Below are 14,629 nucleotides of genomic sequence, written 5' to 3' on the forward strand. Positions count from 1 at the left end.
TGCCAGCCCTGCGACTGTGTATGTGGAAGGCGATGCGTCTTCTGCGTCTTATTTCCTCGCTGCGGGTGCTTTAGGTGCTGGCCCGTTGCGCGTGCAAGGTGTAGGCGCAAAGAGTATCCAGGGCGATGTGGCGTCTGCCGATGCGCTCGCAGAAATCGGAGTGACCATTACCAAGGGCGAAAACTGGATTGAAGCTACAGCGCCATCCCTGCCTCTTAAAGCCTTTGATCGCGATTTCAACCACATCCCCGATGCGGCCATGACCCTTGCTGTGGTTGCGCTCTTTTGCGATGGCCCATCGCGCTTGACCAATATCGCCAGCTGGCGTGTGAAAGAAACAGATCGTATTTCGGCGATGGCGACTGAGTTGCGCAAGCTCGGTGCGATAGTGGAAGAAGGTGAGGATTGGTTGCGCATTACTCCGGTGAAAAATTTAATTCCGAATGCGGCGATTGATACTTACGACGATCACCGCATGGCGATGTGTTTTTCGCTCGCGACTTTTGGTGGCGTGCCAGTGCGGATTAATGATCCGAAATGTACTGCCAAAACTTTCCCTACTTACTTTGACGTGTTTGGCTCAGTCGTTAAATAAACAGTTGTTGACTGCCAATTGTCCAGCTTAAAAAAATGCCGCACTGGTTGCGGCATTTTTCTATTTCAAACTTGTTCTCTACAATCCTAAATCACTCAAGCTTGGGTGATCATCGGGGCGGCGGCCTTGTGGCCAATGAAATTTCCGCTCGCTTTCGGTAATTGGTAAATCGTTAATACTGGCGTAACGTTTTTGCATCAAGCCGTTTTCATCAAATTCCCAATTTTCATTGCCGTAGGAGCGAAACCACTGGCCTGCATCGTCGTGCCATTCGTAGGCAAAGCGCACGGCGATGCGGTTACCTTCGCAAGCCCACAGCTCTTTAATTAATCGATATTCTTTTTCTTTCGTCCATTTGCGCGTTAAAAATTCCACAATCTCCGCACGGCCTTTAGGGAATTCATGGCGATTGCGCCATTGGCTGTCAACTGTGTAAGCGAGTGATACTTTGTGTGGGTCGCGATTGTTCCAGCCATCTTCGGCGGCGCGCACTTTCTGGATTGCAGTTGCGCGGGTGAAGGGTGGTAATGGTGGGCGTGATTCAGTCATGCGTAATTACCTCTACAAGAAAATTAAAACGACTATTCTGCAAAATGTTGGATGCCGGGCATGCTGATATATCCGGCCAGCTGTTCTATTCGCTTCATCCAGCTTTGCACATACACATAAGGTGCAATATCAAACTTGCCTTCATTGACTAATGCGATATAGGGATAGACTGCAATATCGGCAATCGTCAGTGTGTTATTGGCGAGCCACTGATGTGACTGCAAATGCAAATTTAATACCGATAATAGTTGAGCGGTAATTTGCGTTGCTTCGTCCATATTTATGGCGCGGCCAAATTTGTGATGCAGGCGCATTGCATTGGGGCCGCGCGCCACTTCATTGGCAGCGGTTGAAAGCCAGCTCATCACTTCGGCTGCCTTCGCTGGATCTTGTGGAAACCAGTCATCAGCACCATAAGTGCGCGCGAGGTACACTAAAATTGCTTGGCTATCGCGCACAACCGTATCGCCATCGGTTAAAACTGGCGTTTGTCCAAAAGGATTCAAGCTTAAAAAATCGTCGCTTTTGTGTTCGCGTGCAGCACTGTTCAGCAACTGGCTTTGGTATTGCAAACCCAACAGCGATAGCAACAGGCGAACCTTGTGGCAGTTGCCGGATAGGCCAAATTCATAAAGTGTCAGCATGGGTTGTCTTTCCTTTTTTCATTTACTGATTAATTTGTGGGTTGGTTTTTTAGCAACATTTGCAATTGTGCTTTTAAATTTTCATTCTCAGCAACAATGGGTTCCACATACGCGCGTATTTCATCCTCACTAAAACGCGGAGTAATGTGTTGCGGACAGTTCCAATCAAATGCTTCGATAGTGATCACCATTGCGCGCTCGATACGGGCGCGATAAGCGGGATCTTCCAGCGCAGCAATAATCTCCGGCTGTTCGCTCTCATGCACGATACGCGCGCGTCCCCAAGGTTTTAACCGACTGCGTCTTGGATACTCCATGAGTATCATACTGATGCGTTCATCCGCCAATTCAAAATTGCGATTGCCTTCACGGGTGCCCTATTGTTCCTGTGTGGCCTTAACGCTTGGTGTGAAGGTGATATCAGAAAATGCGCGTGGTATGGCTAAATGCCTCGGGTGGTCGATAGCAAATCCTGGGCTCTATATTGCCAACTACCTTCAAGGTGAAGGATACTCACATCTATTAATTATTTGTTTTCAAAACTGGAATAATCCATCGATAGATTCACCGAAATGCAAATTTTGCATCGCGAAGACCGTTATGCCGCGACAAAAATTCGCAGCTTTATTGATGTGATGGCGGAACGATTGCGTGCAAATAAATCGCTGAATTGATCTAATGGCGATTAAATTGCGGGGGCGTATTTTTTACTTGCCAATATTTATCTGAATGAGAGTGTTTTTATGTCATATCAACAATTGCAGCAACACTTTTTAAAAATTTCCCATTTCAACCACCTCGATGCCATCTGTTCCTGGGATCAGGCCGCGGTGATGCCCGACGGCGGCAATGACGCACGCGGTGCGGCTATGGCGGAATTGTCGGTATTGATTCACCAACTCACCACTGCTCCGCAATTGGCGGATTGGATTGCGGCTGCAGAAACGGAAACGCTGGATGCACAACAAGCCGTGAGCCTCGCTGCAATCAAGCGCCGCTGGCAGCAGGCAAATCAATTGCCGGAAGACTTGGTGATGGTGCAATCGCTCGCTAATTCGACTTGCGAGCATGCATGGCGCGAACAGCGCAAAAATAATGATTGGCAAGGTTTTAAAACCAATCTGTCAAAAGTAGTGGAATTAGCGCGAGAAGAGGCGAAAATTCGCGCAGCAGGGACAGCATTGAGCCGCTACGATGCGATGCTGGATCTTTATGAGCCGGGCATGAACTGTGAAAAATTGGATGTGTTGTTCGGTGAGGTAAAAACCTGGCTGCCGGAATTTATCCAGCGCGCGGCGGATATTCAAGCGCGCAAAACGTTCATAATGCCGCAGGGGCCTTTTGCGATTGCTCAGCAAAAAGAATTGGGTTTGGCGGCCATGCAATTGCTCGGCTTTGATTTTACCCACGGCCGTTTGGATGTGAGTGCGCATCCGTTTTGCGGCGGCGTGCCCACCGATGTGCGCATTACCACGCGCTACGATGAAAGTGATTTTATGAAAGCGCTGTTTGGTGTGATCCACGAAACTGGTCACGCGCGCTATGAACAAAATTTGCCGCAGCAGTGGGCTGGGTTACCGGTGGGTGAGGCGCGTTCGATGGGTGTGCACGAATCGCAAAGTTTATTTTTTGAAATGCAATTGGCGCGTTCGCCGGAGTTCACCAAACTGCTGGCACCTATGGCTGCAAAATTGCTCGGGCGCGAGCAGGATGCTGCGTTTACTGAAGCTAATCTCTATGCAGTCAATACACGAATGAAACGCGATTTTATCCGCGTGGATGCCGACGAGCTGACGTATCCTGCCCATGTGATTTTGCGCTACGAAATTGAACGGGCATTGATTGAGGGTGATATCGAAGTTGATGATATTCCTGCGCTCTGGAATGAAAAAATGCAGGCTTATTTGGGGTTATCAACTGAAGGCAATTATCGCAATGGCTGTATGCAAGATATTCATTGGGCAGGGGGCTCTTTCGGTTATTTTCCATCCTACACATTGGGCGCAATGTATGCTGCACAAGAATTTGCTGCGGCAGATCGTGCTATTCCGCAGCTGCGGGAGAAAATCGCTGCGGGTAATTTGAGTGAATTGTTCCAGTGGCTCAAGGATAATATTTGGGCCAAGGGGAGTTTGTTATCGACGGATGAGTTGATGACTGCCGCTACCGGTGAACCCCTGAATGCACGTTATTTTAAAGCCCATCTTGAGCGCCGTTATTTATCAGCAGAATAGGTTTTGGTGAATATTATTTTATCTCTGCAGTTGTTGGAATTGATTTATGTTTGTTGGCTTTGATTACGGTACGTCCAATTGCGCTATGTCATTTATCGATAATGGCGCGGCGCAATTAATTCCACTCTACGGTGGCGATGCGTTTGTGCCATCTACCCTCTATGCGCTGGAGCGCTCATTTATCGCCGAGTTGATTGCAGCGCAATTGACGGATGACAGTGACAAACGCAGCTATGCCCAGAGCCGCGCGGCACTGTTAAGCCAGGCGCGCGCGGGAAAAATCGAGCATGATCTCGATCAGGTGGGCGAGGGTATTTTTTTCGGCAGTGAAGCCATAGCGCATTATATTAGTGCGCCGGGTGAAGGCTATTTTATTAAATCGCCCAAGTCTTTTTTAGGCGCAAGCGGCTTGCGCCAGCAGTCGGTCGATTTTTTTGAAGATGTTGTTGCGGCTATGATGCTCAATATTAAAAATCGTGCTGAACAGCATTTACAAGCAAATATCACCCAGGTGGTAATTGGTCGCCCGGTAAATTTTCAGGGTATCAACGCGCTGGAAAGTAACCAGCAAGCGCAAACTATTTTGGCTGCCGCGGGCAAGCGTGTCGGCTTTACCGATATCGAATTTTTGTTTGAACCGCTCGCGGCCGGCTTTGATTTTGAAACGCGCTTGACGGAAAACAAAACCGTGTTAGTGGTAGATGTGGGCGGTGGTACTACCGACTGCTCCATGGTGTTGATGGGGCCGCAACATATTCAGCAATTGGATCGCGCGCAGGATTTTCTTGGCCATACCGGTGAGCGTATTGGCGGCAATGATTTTGATATCCAACTCGCGCAAAAAATTTTGATGCCACACTTTGGTATGTCATCGCCCCTGAAAACCGGTTTGCCCATGCCGCTGATGCCCTTTGTGAATGCGATGGCGATTAATGATATAGGCGCGCAAACGGAATTTTATGATCTCAAAACCAAACTCCTGTTGGAGCGATTAACGCGTGAAACCCATGAGTTGGAATTACTGGAGCGCTTTATAAAAATGCGCGAAGGAAAACATAATTTTGCCGTAGTGCGTGAAGCGGAACTGGGGAAGATAGCGCTTTCGTCACAAGCACAGCATCGTTTCCCATTGGATTTTATTGAGCCAAATTTAGCGCCTGAATGCAGTGCAGGCGATTACGCTGAAGCCAGCGCACAACTCCTGCAAAAAATCACCGCATTGATCAGTGAGGCAACCCAACAGGCGGGTATAGAACCGCATATCGTCTACATCACTGGCGGCAGCGCCAAATCGCCGTTAATTCGCAGCCTCATCCGCGAATTATTCGGCGAGGAAATCGCGATTGTCGATGGTGATCACTTTGGCAGCGTGGCGGCGGGTCTGGGGGTTTGGGCGAAGCGGGTGTTTGGATAACTAACCCGCTAGTGATGGATGCGGTATCTTGCTATTCACTTGAAAATTTCAGAATTGTTTTAACCTTGCGGCGGTTGTGTCGCGATAAAGTGAGGATAGCTGAGGGCGCCCACATAAAATTTTTCCAAATTGTTATAGCTGGAGAAATCAATCTGGTTGCGCAGTTTTGCCCAGCCGATAAAACAGGCGAGGCGGATTTGTGCATCGTTATAGGGGGTGGTTGTTGGCCATTGTTGTTGATTTAATTCCGCAAGCGTTGTTTGGATGCGTGCTGCCTGGCGTTGTAAGTAAGGTATGCCAGTAATATCTACTCCATCGCGCTTGATAAAAAATAAATTTACCGTTGCATCCATGAGTGTGTTGACCAAACACACATCATCCAACTCTTTCGCAGTTTTGCAGTATTCCTGTCCGGCTTTTTCACGCAGGTATTTGGTGATCGACGCAGAGTCAGTTAAAAATACATCGCCATCCTCAAGAAAAGGCACTCGCTGCGTGGGCGACTTTGCCGTGCTGCCTGCTTGGTCGGTCTCGACAAATTCACAGGGCTGTACTGTTTCTAATAACACCATGCGCACATGGCGAACAAAAGGCGATGTGTAGCTGCCGTAAAGTTTCATAGCATTTTCTCTGGATTATTTATTGAATTTTCGGTGGATATTTAAATGCCTGGCGCGCGAGTAGTTTCCAATCGCCGGCTTGTTTTTGCCACACCAGTAATACACCCAAATGAATGGTGTTGGGTACACCGCCGTCTTTTATGTCTGCACTCAGGTTGTGTCGCACCAGGGCAACATCACCTGAAATACTGATGGTTTGGTCGGTCAATTCCATTGTGACGAAATCGGATTTGCCGCTGGCAATTTTTTCAATAAAGGCTTTTTGATCTTCAATCTGGCCGCCGGAATGGCCATAACTTAGCTGCGGTGATGAGAGTTCTTTCAGTGCCTTTTCGTCACCATCGATCATGGCGATGCGCAACTGCGCTATTTTTTTACTGACTCGTTCCGTTTCTGAGCTATCTGCCATCGCGCTATTGGTTATTACAGTGGTGCTTACACAAAAGCTGGTGATGAATAAAAGTCTTTTGATGACCGGGTGGTTTAAATAAGTGTGGATCATGGAGTAAACCCTGTTCTGGAGTGAGTGAAGCGACCGAGTTAGCGTTCTTATAGTGGAGCTGATTCTAGCGGTTAGTGGGGTGTTTTGTGCATATCAAATATGTAAAAGCATGCTGATAGCCCATCTGGATATTCCAACACGGTTTTTGACAATATTGATTATTCTCGCGACACTTAATGTGAATCCTATCACGCATCACTTTGATAATTGCTACAGGGTTAGTTAATTGGTTAAGGGAGTTGCAACATGCCGGAATCTGGAACATCAAAATTACCCCCCAAATCCACTCTCGCCGAGCGTTTACAGCACGTTGTTGATAATCGGCGCGGTGTCCAGAAAGCAGTCCCTATCGATCTCGGACGCTACCTTAATGAATCCCAGTTGCTCGCTTTGCATAGCCTGGAGAGTTTTGGTTGGCATCTGTGGTTTGTACGTCGACCATTGTTTATGCAGCCGATAGTGATGGTTGCTAATTCAGAATCAACCCAGCATGCACAGCTGGAGGAGGATGGCTCGGTGAATTTAAAACCGCAATTGCATTTACGGCATTAACTTTTTGGGGTCTCAATTGTTCAGGCAGGATTCAGTGGTTCAGCCCTAGTATCAACTTCGACTACTTCATCGGAGTTGTGCCATGATAAAAATCCTGCCCGCTGCAATTTTGTTTTCCCTTTCTTTTTTCTTGTCAGGCTGTGGCAGTGACACTGTTGCGGTTGATGATCCCCATGAAGACTATGTTCCTGAATTGTATGCGTTCGATATTGTCGATAGTTATAACACCGACACAGCTACGCCTCAGCATCCTGCGCTCGCATTTAATCCATTCATTAACGATGGTCGCTACAAAATTTTCTGGGATGTGAATAGCTTGGAAGACTATCGGGTATCCCTGAGAATTAACGATAGAGCGACCATTAATGGCAGTTTGTTAATTCATTCGCAGTGGTGCGGGGCGGGGCGCGCTTGCGATCAATCGGGCAATTGGGTATGTGAATATGCAAATGATTTTTATATGTCCTGTGATGGCTTTGTGCATGAGACGGATATTTATCCGCTGATTGATCAAATTCCGCAAAAAGTGTACATGTTTATCGAAGTCTGCGATTCCAATTCCGGCTATTGCGAATATGACTACTATCCCGTCACTCTCGAATAGTGTGAAGAGAGAAGTATGAGCCAATAATTTTTTGTTCTGGCGCAGGGATAGCGCTGGATAAATCTGTTCAATTTCATCATGCTGCCAAGGTCTTTAGTCAATCAGCTTGCGCAGCCCTCCTATGATCAGTGATTTCTCGTTTTACCTGCTCGCCATTCCTGTAGTGATTTTAGTCGGCATGTCCAAAGGTGGTTTTGGCGGCGGCTTTGGCACGCTCGCCGTACCGCTGTTATCGCTAATGATCGATCCGCGTCTTGCTGCTGCAATTTTATTGCCGATTTTGTGCAGTATGGATGCGTTCAGTCTGTGGAGCTTTCGTGGCACTTGGGACAAGCTCAATCTAAAAATTTTATTGCCCGGCGCATTGCTGGGTACTATCGCTGGGGCGTTGACATTTGAGATGACCAATGCTGATTGGGTGCGCTTGATCATAGGTCTTTTATCGATTTATTTTGTTGCGCATTATTTATGGGGTAAACATTTTTTAGAGCGGTTGGAGCAGCGGCGGCCTAACAAACTCGCAGGCAGTTTTTGGGGCAGCATTGCCGGTTATGTCAGTTACATTGCGCATGCGGGCGGACCGCCAATTGCGATTTATTTATTGCCGCAACATTTATCCAAATCCGTATTGGCGGGTACTACGATTTTATTTTTTGCCATCATCAATTTTATAAAACTGATTCCGTATGTCTGGCTCGGCCAGATCAGTGGAGGATCATTTTTCACCTCGCTTGCGTTGTTACCACTTGCTCCTCTTGGTGTCTGGCTCGGTGTTTATTTACATCATCGCGTATCTGACCGTATTTTTTATTGGATTAGTTATGGGTTTTTATTGCTGGCGGGGATCAAGTTGGCCTATGAGGGCGTGCTGGGTTTATTGGGATAAGTTGCACTAGCTGGTATTTATTGATGAATTGGGTATGATTCGCCCGCGAGTGAGTATAGTTAGAACAAAAAAACAACTGAATCAAGAAGGAAGATGGAATATGCGAGTAATAATAACGGCCGGGTTGCTGACCTTACCTGTTACTGCTTTAGCGGTTAATACTGAGCCTGCCGGTTTTTATGGGGGTGTTGGTGTAAGCCAGATTGATTATTCAGGCAAGGCCCATGCATCGTTAAGTGAAAAGCCGGACTGGACTGCATTGGAAGTTTCTGGTGGTTACAAACACAATCCTTTTATTGGGGTCGAGTCTCGAATTGGTGTGGGCGGTTCGCCTGAGCTTTTATATGGTGGGCTTTACTATCGCACTGAAAGTGCAAATGACACCGCCAAAACCTATCTGTTAGTAGGCTTCGGCGGTGCAAATATCAAATCCAAAACGGGCAGCGATCTGTCGTTGGCTGGGCCTTCTTATGGAGCAGGTGTTGGCTTTCCTGTGAGCAGGAACTTCAATTTTAATCTTGAGTACCGTGTTGTAGTGGATGATAGCGATGAGCATGTAAACCTTAATGCTTTCACCGCCAGCTTGGATTATCGTTTCTCCGGTGGAAGATCCTCAAGCTCTGCGACTGGTTCCAGCTCCCAATCTATCAACCCACAAGACCGCGGTTTTTATGCAGGGCTCGGGCTTGCCAAGATCGATTTGAAAGTCGATGAGCCTCGTTATGAAGGTGATGATGAGGAAATGGATGAGGATGATGGAGGGGATGAACCATCCTGGAATGCGGTTGAATTAATTGGTGGTTATAGCCACAGTCCATTGGCCACCGTGGAGATGCGTTTGGGGACCTCCGACAACGCCGGTGAAGAGGGTGTTGACCTGACATTAAACTATGTGTCGCTCTACTATCGCCCCAGCGTCAGTTTTGACAAGGTGGAGTTGTATGGGTTGCTCGGTTTTTCATCTGTGCGTATTAAGTTTGAGGAAGAGGCTTATTACGATGATGAGGAATTGATTGAGGGCGAATCAGAAAGCTTCAGTTTTTCAGGCGCGTCTGTGGGTGCAGGTGTGAGCGCATCGATCACCGAGCAGCTGAGTGCTGGGCTTGAATACCGTTTGCTGGTGCGCGATGACTTGAAAGGCGAAGTTGACGAAGATGACGAGACATGGGATTTCACCGCCCTGTCAGCCAACGTTAATTACCGCTTCTAATCCATGTCGCCGGCACAGGGATATGTGCCGGCGTAGCTTTTCCGTTAAGCGCCTGCATTTGCAGTTGTTGATTCAGCGCTGCTGCTGGGGGTGTTGCTATCACTCGACGTGCTCATGCTGCTGCTGGGGGTGTTGCTATCACTCGACGTGCTCATGCTGCTACTGCTGGTTTGCAGTGTGCAGTACTGAATAATTTTCTCTTCTATTTTTGCTGCAGCACTGGATGTTTTTTGTTGTTGCTTCCAAAACTTACATTCCACACTGCGCTCTTTAATTGCTTTTAATTTGGCGAGTCTATCGGCTTCAGCTTTATCTGCAAGTTGCTGTTCGCGACGAGCTTCAGCGGCCTCGTAAAAAGATTCGGCATCGGTAATGGTGGTTTCTACATCTGTGCTGGACGGGGACGGGACGGGCGAGGTTATTTCCGCAACAGGTGCTGCTTGAGCTGGTGGTGTGTAGGCGGGAGGGATTGCCGCGTCAGGGCGGCTGGTGAGGAGGTAAACCGAAATGCCTCCCAGCACAAACAAGGCCGCACCGCCAATCATCATTTTCACATTTTGCTCCATTGCCTTTTTCTCCTGTGAGCGCTAATCAATCTATTCACAAAACATTTTGGCGGCGATATTACTGACTTGCGTCACAAATTACAAAGTTAAGTGCCAGCCCCAACTTTTGCTTCTTTGTTTTCTGATGACCAGTTTTCAGCGGCTGGTCAACGCGGGTGCCGCTTGATTTAAATCCGACAGATCCAGCTTCACTATGCGGCGGCTACAGGCATCGGCCTGGGTGCAATCCAGGTTGGAGTTGATTAGCACGCGACTGTTATCGACTTTCAGCTGTTGCACCAAAAATTGTTTGGCGTTGATGCTGCGCTGCGCTGCCAATTGGATCAGTGCTTCCGGCGCGATTACGATGGTTTGGAGCCACTGCTCATGCATCTGTACCGGGTTTGGTTCAGCATCACTTTTCAAACCCAGTTTGCGATACTCCGCCACCACCGCTTTTTGCCAGCGCTCGTTTTGCGCCTTGATATCTTTATTCTCCAAGCCATGCTCTTCCAGTAATACCTGTTTGACTTGTGACAGGCGCAACCCGCGCAGATCGGTATTTTGGTCATAGCTACCACGTAGTTCGATGCGCAGCTCCGGGCGTTTTTTCAGCGCTTGCTGCAGTGAATTGAGCTTGCGCGTAGCGGTAGTGAGCAGTTGTGATGAGCCGGAGTTAAACGGCAAATAGCCTAAATCCTCTTTACTGCCGACCAATTTGGCGAGCAGGGTAAAGGGGGATTTCACAATTTTGATCAGTGAATTGCGCACTGCTTGACGGATGACTTTGCCGATATCAAAACTCGGGTCATTCTGGTTGCCGCTCACGCCGATATCCAAAGTGGCGAGGCCGTTTTCGTCGGTGAGTAGCGCCAATGCAAGACGCAGTGGGACGTCCATCGCTTTCGCGTCGTTTACCCGCTCACCCAATTGCAGTTGGTCCATCTCGATATGGTTATCCCCCTGGATCAAGCCTTTGTTCAAGCGGTAATGCAGGTTGGCGGTGAGCAGGCCGCGCTCAATGCGCCAGCCGGCGTAGGTGCTGGAGTAACCGCTAAAACCGCCGAGGTCTAGGTTTTCAAAATCGAGCCGTGCATCGAGCAGAGGTTGTGTGAGGAAGGGCTGGGTTTTGCCCTGCAAGTTAACCGGGGCGTAGCCGTCCACATCGCCGTGGAATTTGAACAGGGCGGGTTTGCTGGTATCCGATGAAAGGCCGGTCATAGTGCCACTAAAGTTTTGCACTGCAGCGGTAAAGTTGGGAGTGAGGGTTTCATCGTTGAAACGGAACGATGCTTTATCCAGCACAAACTTGTGCAGGTTGAAATGCCAAGGGGCATCGAGCTCGCTGACATTAGCTGATCCATTTTGCGTCGCGGCATCAGGCGTCGCGGTCGCAATGGGCGTTTCGGGAAAGAGCGCCTGCAAATTGGTTTTACCTTCTTTGGTGATGACAAAACGGCTGTCGAAGCCGCTTAATTCCAGTAGTGGGATCTCAACTTGTTGGCTGGTCAAATCGACCTGCGAATCGCTCCATTTCAAGCTGTTCCAGGTCAGCAGCTCCTGAGTGTCTGTGGTCGGACGCAGTTTGATATCAGTGATCGAGCCATTGCTGAGGACTTGAGTGAGCAGCCCATCGCGCAACTGCAGGTCAGCCTTGGTGTGTATTTGCCCGCTCATAATATCGGCGCGTATATAAGGTGCGAGCAAGGGTTGCGCGAGGGCGACCGGCACGCTGGTCAGGTCAGTAGCAAAGTCGCCATCAAGGCTGGCGAGATTGAAATCCCCTTTGGCGGATAGCTTGATGCTCTGGTCGATATCGGTGGTGAGTTGGACTGTCATCGCGCTGGCGCCGCTGGTATCGATATTGGCAGCGGTCAGGTTTAATTGGCGCGCTTTAAACTGATGTTGATCTAAATCGCCGACACGCCAATCGATAGCGGCATTGTTGAGCGCGAACTTATTGACCGACACCACCCAGGGCGCGCCACTGTTACCGGTCGCAGGTGCTGCATCGCCCGCGAGGCTTTTCAGGACAAAGGCGCGTGCCAGACCGTTATTCCCACCGTGGTTCCAACTGGACAGCTGCAATCCGTTGACCTGCACATCGGCTACGGCCAGTTGTTGGGTTTGGCTGGCGACGCTAATGCCGCTCAGTTTCAATTCGCCCAGGGTCATTTCAACATCGCGTGCGCTTGCTTTACCGCTGCGCAACTTGTTATCGGTTAGCGTTAATTGGCCTTGGGTTAGTGACCAGATAATGTCTTTTTTCCACTGCACCTTATATTGGCCACCGAGGCTGAGGTGTGCATCTTGAAGAGTGAAATTGAGCCGGGATTTAAAATATTTCCACACAGGTTGCAGATCGATCTTGTTGAGCGCCAATTCGCCCTGGCTGTGTGCACCTTTGATAGACAAATTACCCTTCCAGATCAACTCGCCACCATCGGCCATTGCCGCTTGCAATTGATATGGCTGAGCTTCATCAATCAGCGTGGAAAAATCCTGCAACTCAAACTGGATGTTGTCGAGGCTGGTATGAAATGGCTCTTCGCCACTGCTATCAGTAAATTGCAGCGAGTCTATCGTTACGCGGGTGTGGTTGATGATCAGCGCAGGCAGTTCATTCTCATCGGTAATTGGTGTGGACGTTGGATTGGCGGTGGCCTGTGTAAGACGATGCTGGCGAATATCATCAAAGTTCCAGCTGCGATTAGCCAATTTATGCGGATGCAGCCAAAGTCCATCAATCTCCAATTCATCCACTGTGGGTGCGAAATGAATAATCGTTTGCAGCAGTGAGAGATTGAGATGGATGCGCCGTACCGACCAGAGTGGATTGCCATCGGGATTCTTGTCCTGGACGTTGCGCGCGGTAATCGAAAGCGTAAACGGATTGAGATCGATCAGATCGTAATGCAACACTCGCCCGGTTTGCTGCTGATAGATGGCGCCCGCGCCCCAATTGAGCAACGGCAATAAAATCAGTATGCATATAGCGAGATAAACCAACCAGACGCGCAGCAGTATCTTTACCGCGCGCAGCTGCCAAAGTTGCGTCAATATTGTTCCAATGGACGCTTTCATTGTGTCTCCTTGTGGTAACTAAATACGGTAATTCAATTTTTTCTATGACAGATTGGATGCGAGTGCTGTGACTAAAGGTAGCACAAGGCGTAGTTGTTATGACCTCGGCTAGTTGGCGTAGTTTGTTGATAGCAGAAAAATTATCGAGTTAATTTTGCCGGAAAATAAAAAAGGCAGCGAGTTCACTGGCTCGCTGCCTTTTTTATTTGTGATCCGGCGTCTTCACGCCTTTTTCACAAATTCCGATTTCAACATCATCGCGCCTATGCCGTCGATTTTGCAGTCGATATCGTGGTCGCCTTCCACTAAACGATTGATCTTTACTTTGGTGCCGACTTTTAACGTCGATGATGAACCCTTCACTTTCAGGTCTTTAATCAACGTAACAAAATCGCCGTCGGCTAATAAATTGCCGTTGGCATCGCGTACGATTAATGCATCATCGCTCGCGGTGTCGGCGGCATTTTTTGGCCACTCGTGAGCGCACTCGGGGCAGATAAATAATTCACCATCTTCATAGGTGTATTCGGAATTGCATTTTGGGCAGGCGGGTAGTGTGCTCATATAATCTTCTTCAGTTTGGTGTGGCACTCCCAAGCAGGGCTTGGGAGAGGAGTATTGGTGGTAGAACTATTTCTTTTTCAACGCTTGCTGCAACAGCGCTCCCATACTGCCCATAGCTGCCGGGGCAGGATTGTTTTTCTGCGCCGCGCGCTGCTGGTTTTGCGATTGATGACGCTCACCACCTTTCTTGCCTTCCACTTTTTCACCGGGCGTATCATCCAAACGCAATGACAGGGCGATACGCTTGCGCGGCACATCTACTTCCATCACTTTTGCTTTTACGATATCACCAGCTTTTACGGCTTCGCGTGGATCTTTAATAAAGTTGTGCGAGAGTGCAGAGATATGTACCAAGCCATCCTGATGCACACCGATATCCACAAACGCACCGAAGTTGGTCACGTTGGTGACAGCGCCTTCCAGCACCATGCCTGGCTGAAGGTCGTTCATGGTTTCGACGCCATCAGCAAACTTCGCCGTTTTGAACTCCGGGCGCGGGTCACGGCCTGGTTTTTCCAGCTCTTTGATGATGTCAGTCACCGTTGGCACACCAAAACGTTCGTCGGTGAAATCGCGTGGGCTTAGGCCGCGAAGTGCTTCACCGTTGCCCATTAAATCCTGCAAAG

General features: G+C 48.8%; 15 protein-coding genes and 1 pseudogene. 7 read left to right on the plus strand and 9 right to left on the minus strand.

The window, feature by feature from the left end; genetic code table 11:
• A pseudogene (locus ACWA6V_RS06625) lies at positions 1-595 on the plus strand (3-phosphoshikimate 1-carboxyvinyltransferase); the annotation flags it as partial.
• A gap of 78 nt (positions 596-673) precedes the next feature.
• Here ACWA6V_RS06625 and ACWA6V_RS06630 read toward each other — a convergent pair.
• From ACWA6V_RS06630 to ACWA6V_RS06640, 3 genes are read right to left on the minus strand one after another with little or no spacing between them, the layout of a single operon-like run.
• Complete coding sequence (locus ACWA6V_RS06630; RefSeq protein WP_449521737.1) at positions 674-1,144, minus strand: nuclear transport factor 2 family protein; 471 nt, start codon at positions 1,142-1,144, stop codon at positions 674-676.
• A 32-nt stretch (positions 1,145-1,176) separates the two neighbouring features.
• Positions 1,177-1,788 (minus strand): glutathione S-transferase family protein, encoded by a 612-nt coding sequence (locus tag ACWA6V_RS06635; protein WP_449521738.1) that lies wholly within the window; start codon positions 1,786-1,788, stop codon positions 1,177-1,179.
• 29 nt (positions 1,789-1,817) lie between these two features.
• Positions 1,818-2,105, minus strand: a complete 288-nt coding sequence (locus ACWA6V_RS06640) for a hypothetical protein (protein ID WP_449521739.1) — start codon at positions 2,103-2,105, stop codon at positions 1,818-1,820.
• A 426-nt stretch (positions 2,106-2,531) separates the two neighbouring features.
• On the opposite strand from ACWA6V_RS06640, the gene ACWA6V_RS06645 reads away from it, so the two are divergent.
• Together ACWA6V_RS06645 and yegD are read left to right on the plus strand one after the other, a co-directional pair.
• Entirely contained in the window at positions 2,532-4,022 is a 1,491-nt protein-coding gene (locus tag ACWA6V_RS06645) for a carboxypeptidase M32 (protein WP_449521740.1), read from the plus strand.
• A gap of 46 nt (positions 4,023-4,068) precedes the next feature.
• Positions 4,069-5,436 carry a molecular chaperone gene (gene yegD / locus ACWA6V_RS06650; protein WP_449521741.1) on the plus strand — a complete coding sequence of 456 codons (1,368 nt, stop codon included), beginning with the start codon at positions 4,069-4,071 and terminating at the stop codon, positions 5,434-5,436.
• Positions 5,437-5,495: 59 nt separating this feature from the next.
• Here yegD and ACWA6V_RS06655 read toward each other — a convergent pair whose 3' ends face one another.
• Entirely contained in the window at positions 5,496-6,056 is a 561-nt protein-coding gene (locus ACWA6V_RS06655; RefSeq protein WP_449521742.1) for a glutathione S-transferase family protein, read from the minus strand.
• Positions 6,057-6,075: 19 nt separating this feature from the next.
• A complete protein-coding gene (locus ACWA6V_RS06660) occupies positions 6,076-6,558 on the minus strand; it encodes a nuclear transport factor 2 family protein (RefSeq protein ID WP_449521743.1) in 483 nt (160 codons plus the stop codon).
• Between the two features lie 246 nt (positions 6,559-6,804).
• Between ACWA6V_RS06660 and ACWA6V_RS06665 the strand changes: the two genes are divergently transcribed.
• The 4 genes from ACWA6V_RS06665 (at position 6,805) to ACWA6V_RS06680 (ending at position 9,810) form a co-directional block, all read left to right on the plus strand.
• Positions 6,805-7,110 (plus strand): hypothetical protein, encoded by a 306-nt coding sequence (locus ACWA6V_RS06665; protein ID WP_449521744.1) that lies wholly within the window; start codon positions 6,805-6,807, stop codon positions 7,108-7,110.
• 82 nt (positions 7,111-7,192) lie between these two features.
• The gene (locus ACWA6V_RS06670; protein WP_449521745.1) at positions 7,193-7,714 is read left to right on the plus strand and encodes a hypothetical protein; all 522 of its coding nucleotides are present in this window, start codon (positions 7,193-7,195) and stop codon (positions 7,712-7,714) included.
• 121 nt (positions 7,715-7,835) lie between these two features.
• A complete protein-coding gene (locus ACWA6V_RS06675) occupies positions 7,836-8,600 on the plus strand; it encodes a sulfite exporter TauE/SafE family protein (protein WP_449521746.1) in 765 nt (254 codons plus the stop codon).
• Between the two features lie 100 nt (positions 8,601-8,700).
• Entirely contained in the window at positions 8,701-9,810 is a 1,110-nt protein-coding gene (locus ACWA6V_RS06680; RefSeq protein ID WP_449521747.1) for an outer membrane beta-barrel protein, read from the plus strand.
• Between the two features lie 44 nt (positions 9,811-9,854).
• Here ACWA6V_RS06680 and ACWA6V_RS06685 read toward each other — a convergent pair whose 3' ends face one another.
• The 4 genes from ACWA6V_RS06685 to ACWA6V_RS06700 form a co-directional block, all read right to left on the minus strand.
• Positions 9,855-10,364: a hypothetical protein gene (locus ACWA6V_RS06685; protein WP_449521748.1), complete on the minus strand. Its 510-nt coding sequence runs from the start codon at positions 10,362-10,364 to the stop codon at positions 9,855-9,857.
• 147 nt (positions 10,365-10,511) lie between these two features.
• Positions 10,512-13,439: a DUF748 domain-containing protein gene (locus ACWA6V_RS06690; protein ID WP_449521749.1), complete on the minus strand. Its 2,928-nt coding sequence runs from the start codon at positions 13,437-13,439 to the stop codon at positions 10,512-10,514.
• A gap of 222 nt (positions 13,440-13,661) precedes the next feature.
• Positions 13,662-14,003, minus strand: a complete 342-nt coding sequence (locus ACWA6V_RS06695) for a zinc ribbon domain-containing protein YjdM (RefSeq protein ID WP_449521750.1) — start codon at positions 14,001-14,003, stop codon at positions 13,662-13,664.
• A gap of 66 nt (positions 14,004-14,069) precedes the next feature.
• Positions 14,070-14,629: S1 RNA-binding domain-containing protein (locus ACWA6V_RS06700; RefSeq protein ID WP_449521751.1), on the minus strand; the 560-nt coding region annotated here is incomplete at its 5' end.

This window comes from Cellvibrio sp., assembly GCF_053579595.1.

What these genes read in the sequence shown, in the direction of transcription:
- ACWA6V_RS06630 (WP_449521737.1), bottom strand. Translation starts at nt 1,144, where the DNA reads ATGACTGAATCACGCCCACCATTACCACCCTTCACCCGCGCAACTGCA.
- ACWA6V_RS06635 (WP_449521738.1), bottom strand. Translation starts at nt 1,788, where the DNA reads ATGCTGACACTTTATGAATTTGGCCTATCCGGCAACTGCCACAAGGTT.
- ACWA6V_RS06640 (WP_449521739.1), bottom strand. Translation starts at nt 2,105, where the DNA reads ATGGAGTATCCAAGACGCAGTCGGTTAAAACCTTGGGGACGCGCGCGT.
- ACWA6V_RS06645 (WP_449521740.1), top strand. Translation starts at nt 2,532, where the DNA reads ATGTCATATCAACAATTGCAGCAACACTTTTTAAAAATTTCCCATTTC.
- yegD (WP_449521741.1), top strand. Translation starts at nt 4,069, where the DNA reads ATGTTTGTTGGCTTTGATTACGGTACGTCCAATTGCGCTATGTCATTT.
- ACWA6V_RS06655 (WP_449521742.1), bottom strand. Translation starts at nt 6,056, where the DNA reads ATGAAACTTTACGGCAGCTACACATCGCCTTTTGTTCGCCATGTGCGC.
- ACWA6V_RS06660 (WP_449521743.1), bottom strand. Translation starts at nt 6,558, where the DNA reads ATGATCCACACTTATTTAAACCACCCGGTCATCAAAAGACTTTTATTC.
- ACWA6V_RS06665 (WP_449521744.1), top strand. Translation starts at nt 6,805, where the DNA reads ATGCCGGAATCTGGAACATCAAAATTACCCCCCAAATCCACTCTCGCC.
- ACWA6V_RS06670 (WP_449521745.1), top strand. Translation starts at nt 7,193, where the DNA reads ATGATAAAAATCCTGCCCGCTGCAATTTTGTTTTCCCTTTCTTTTTTC.
- ACWA6V_RS06675 (WP_449521746.1), top strand. Translation starts at nt 7,836, where the DNA reads ATGATCAGTGATTTCTCGTTTTACCTGCTCGCCATTCCTGTAGTGATT.
- ACWA6V_RS06680 (WP_449521747.1), top strand. Translation starts at nt 8,701, where the DNA reads ATGCGAGTAATAATAACGGCCGGGTTGCTGACCTTACCTGTTACTGCT.
- ACWA6V_RS06690 (WP_449521749.1), bottom strand. Translation starts at nt 13,439, where the DNA reads ATGAAAGCGTCCATTGGAACAATATTGACGCAACTTTGGCAGCTGCGC.
- ACWA6V_RS06695 (WP_449521750.1), bottom strand. Translation starts at nt 14,003, where the DNA reads ATGAGCACACTACCCGCCTGCCCAAAATGCAATTCCGAATACACCTAT.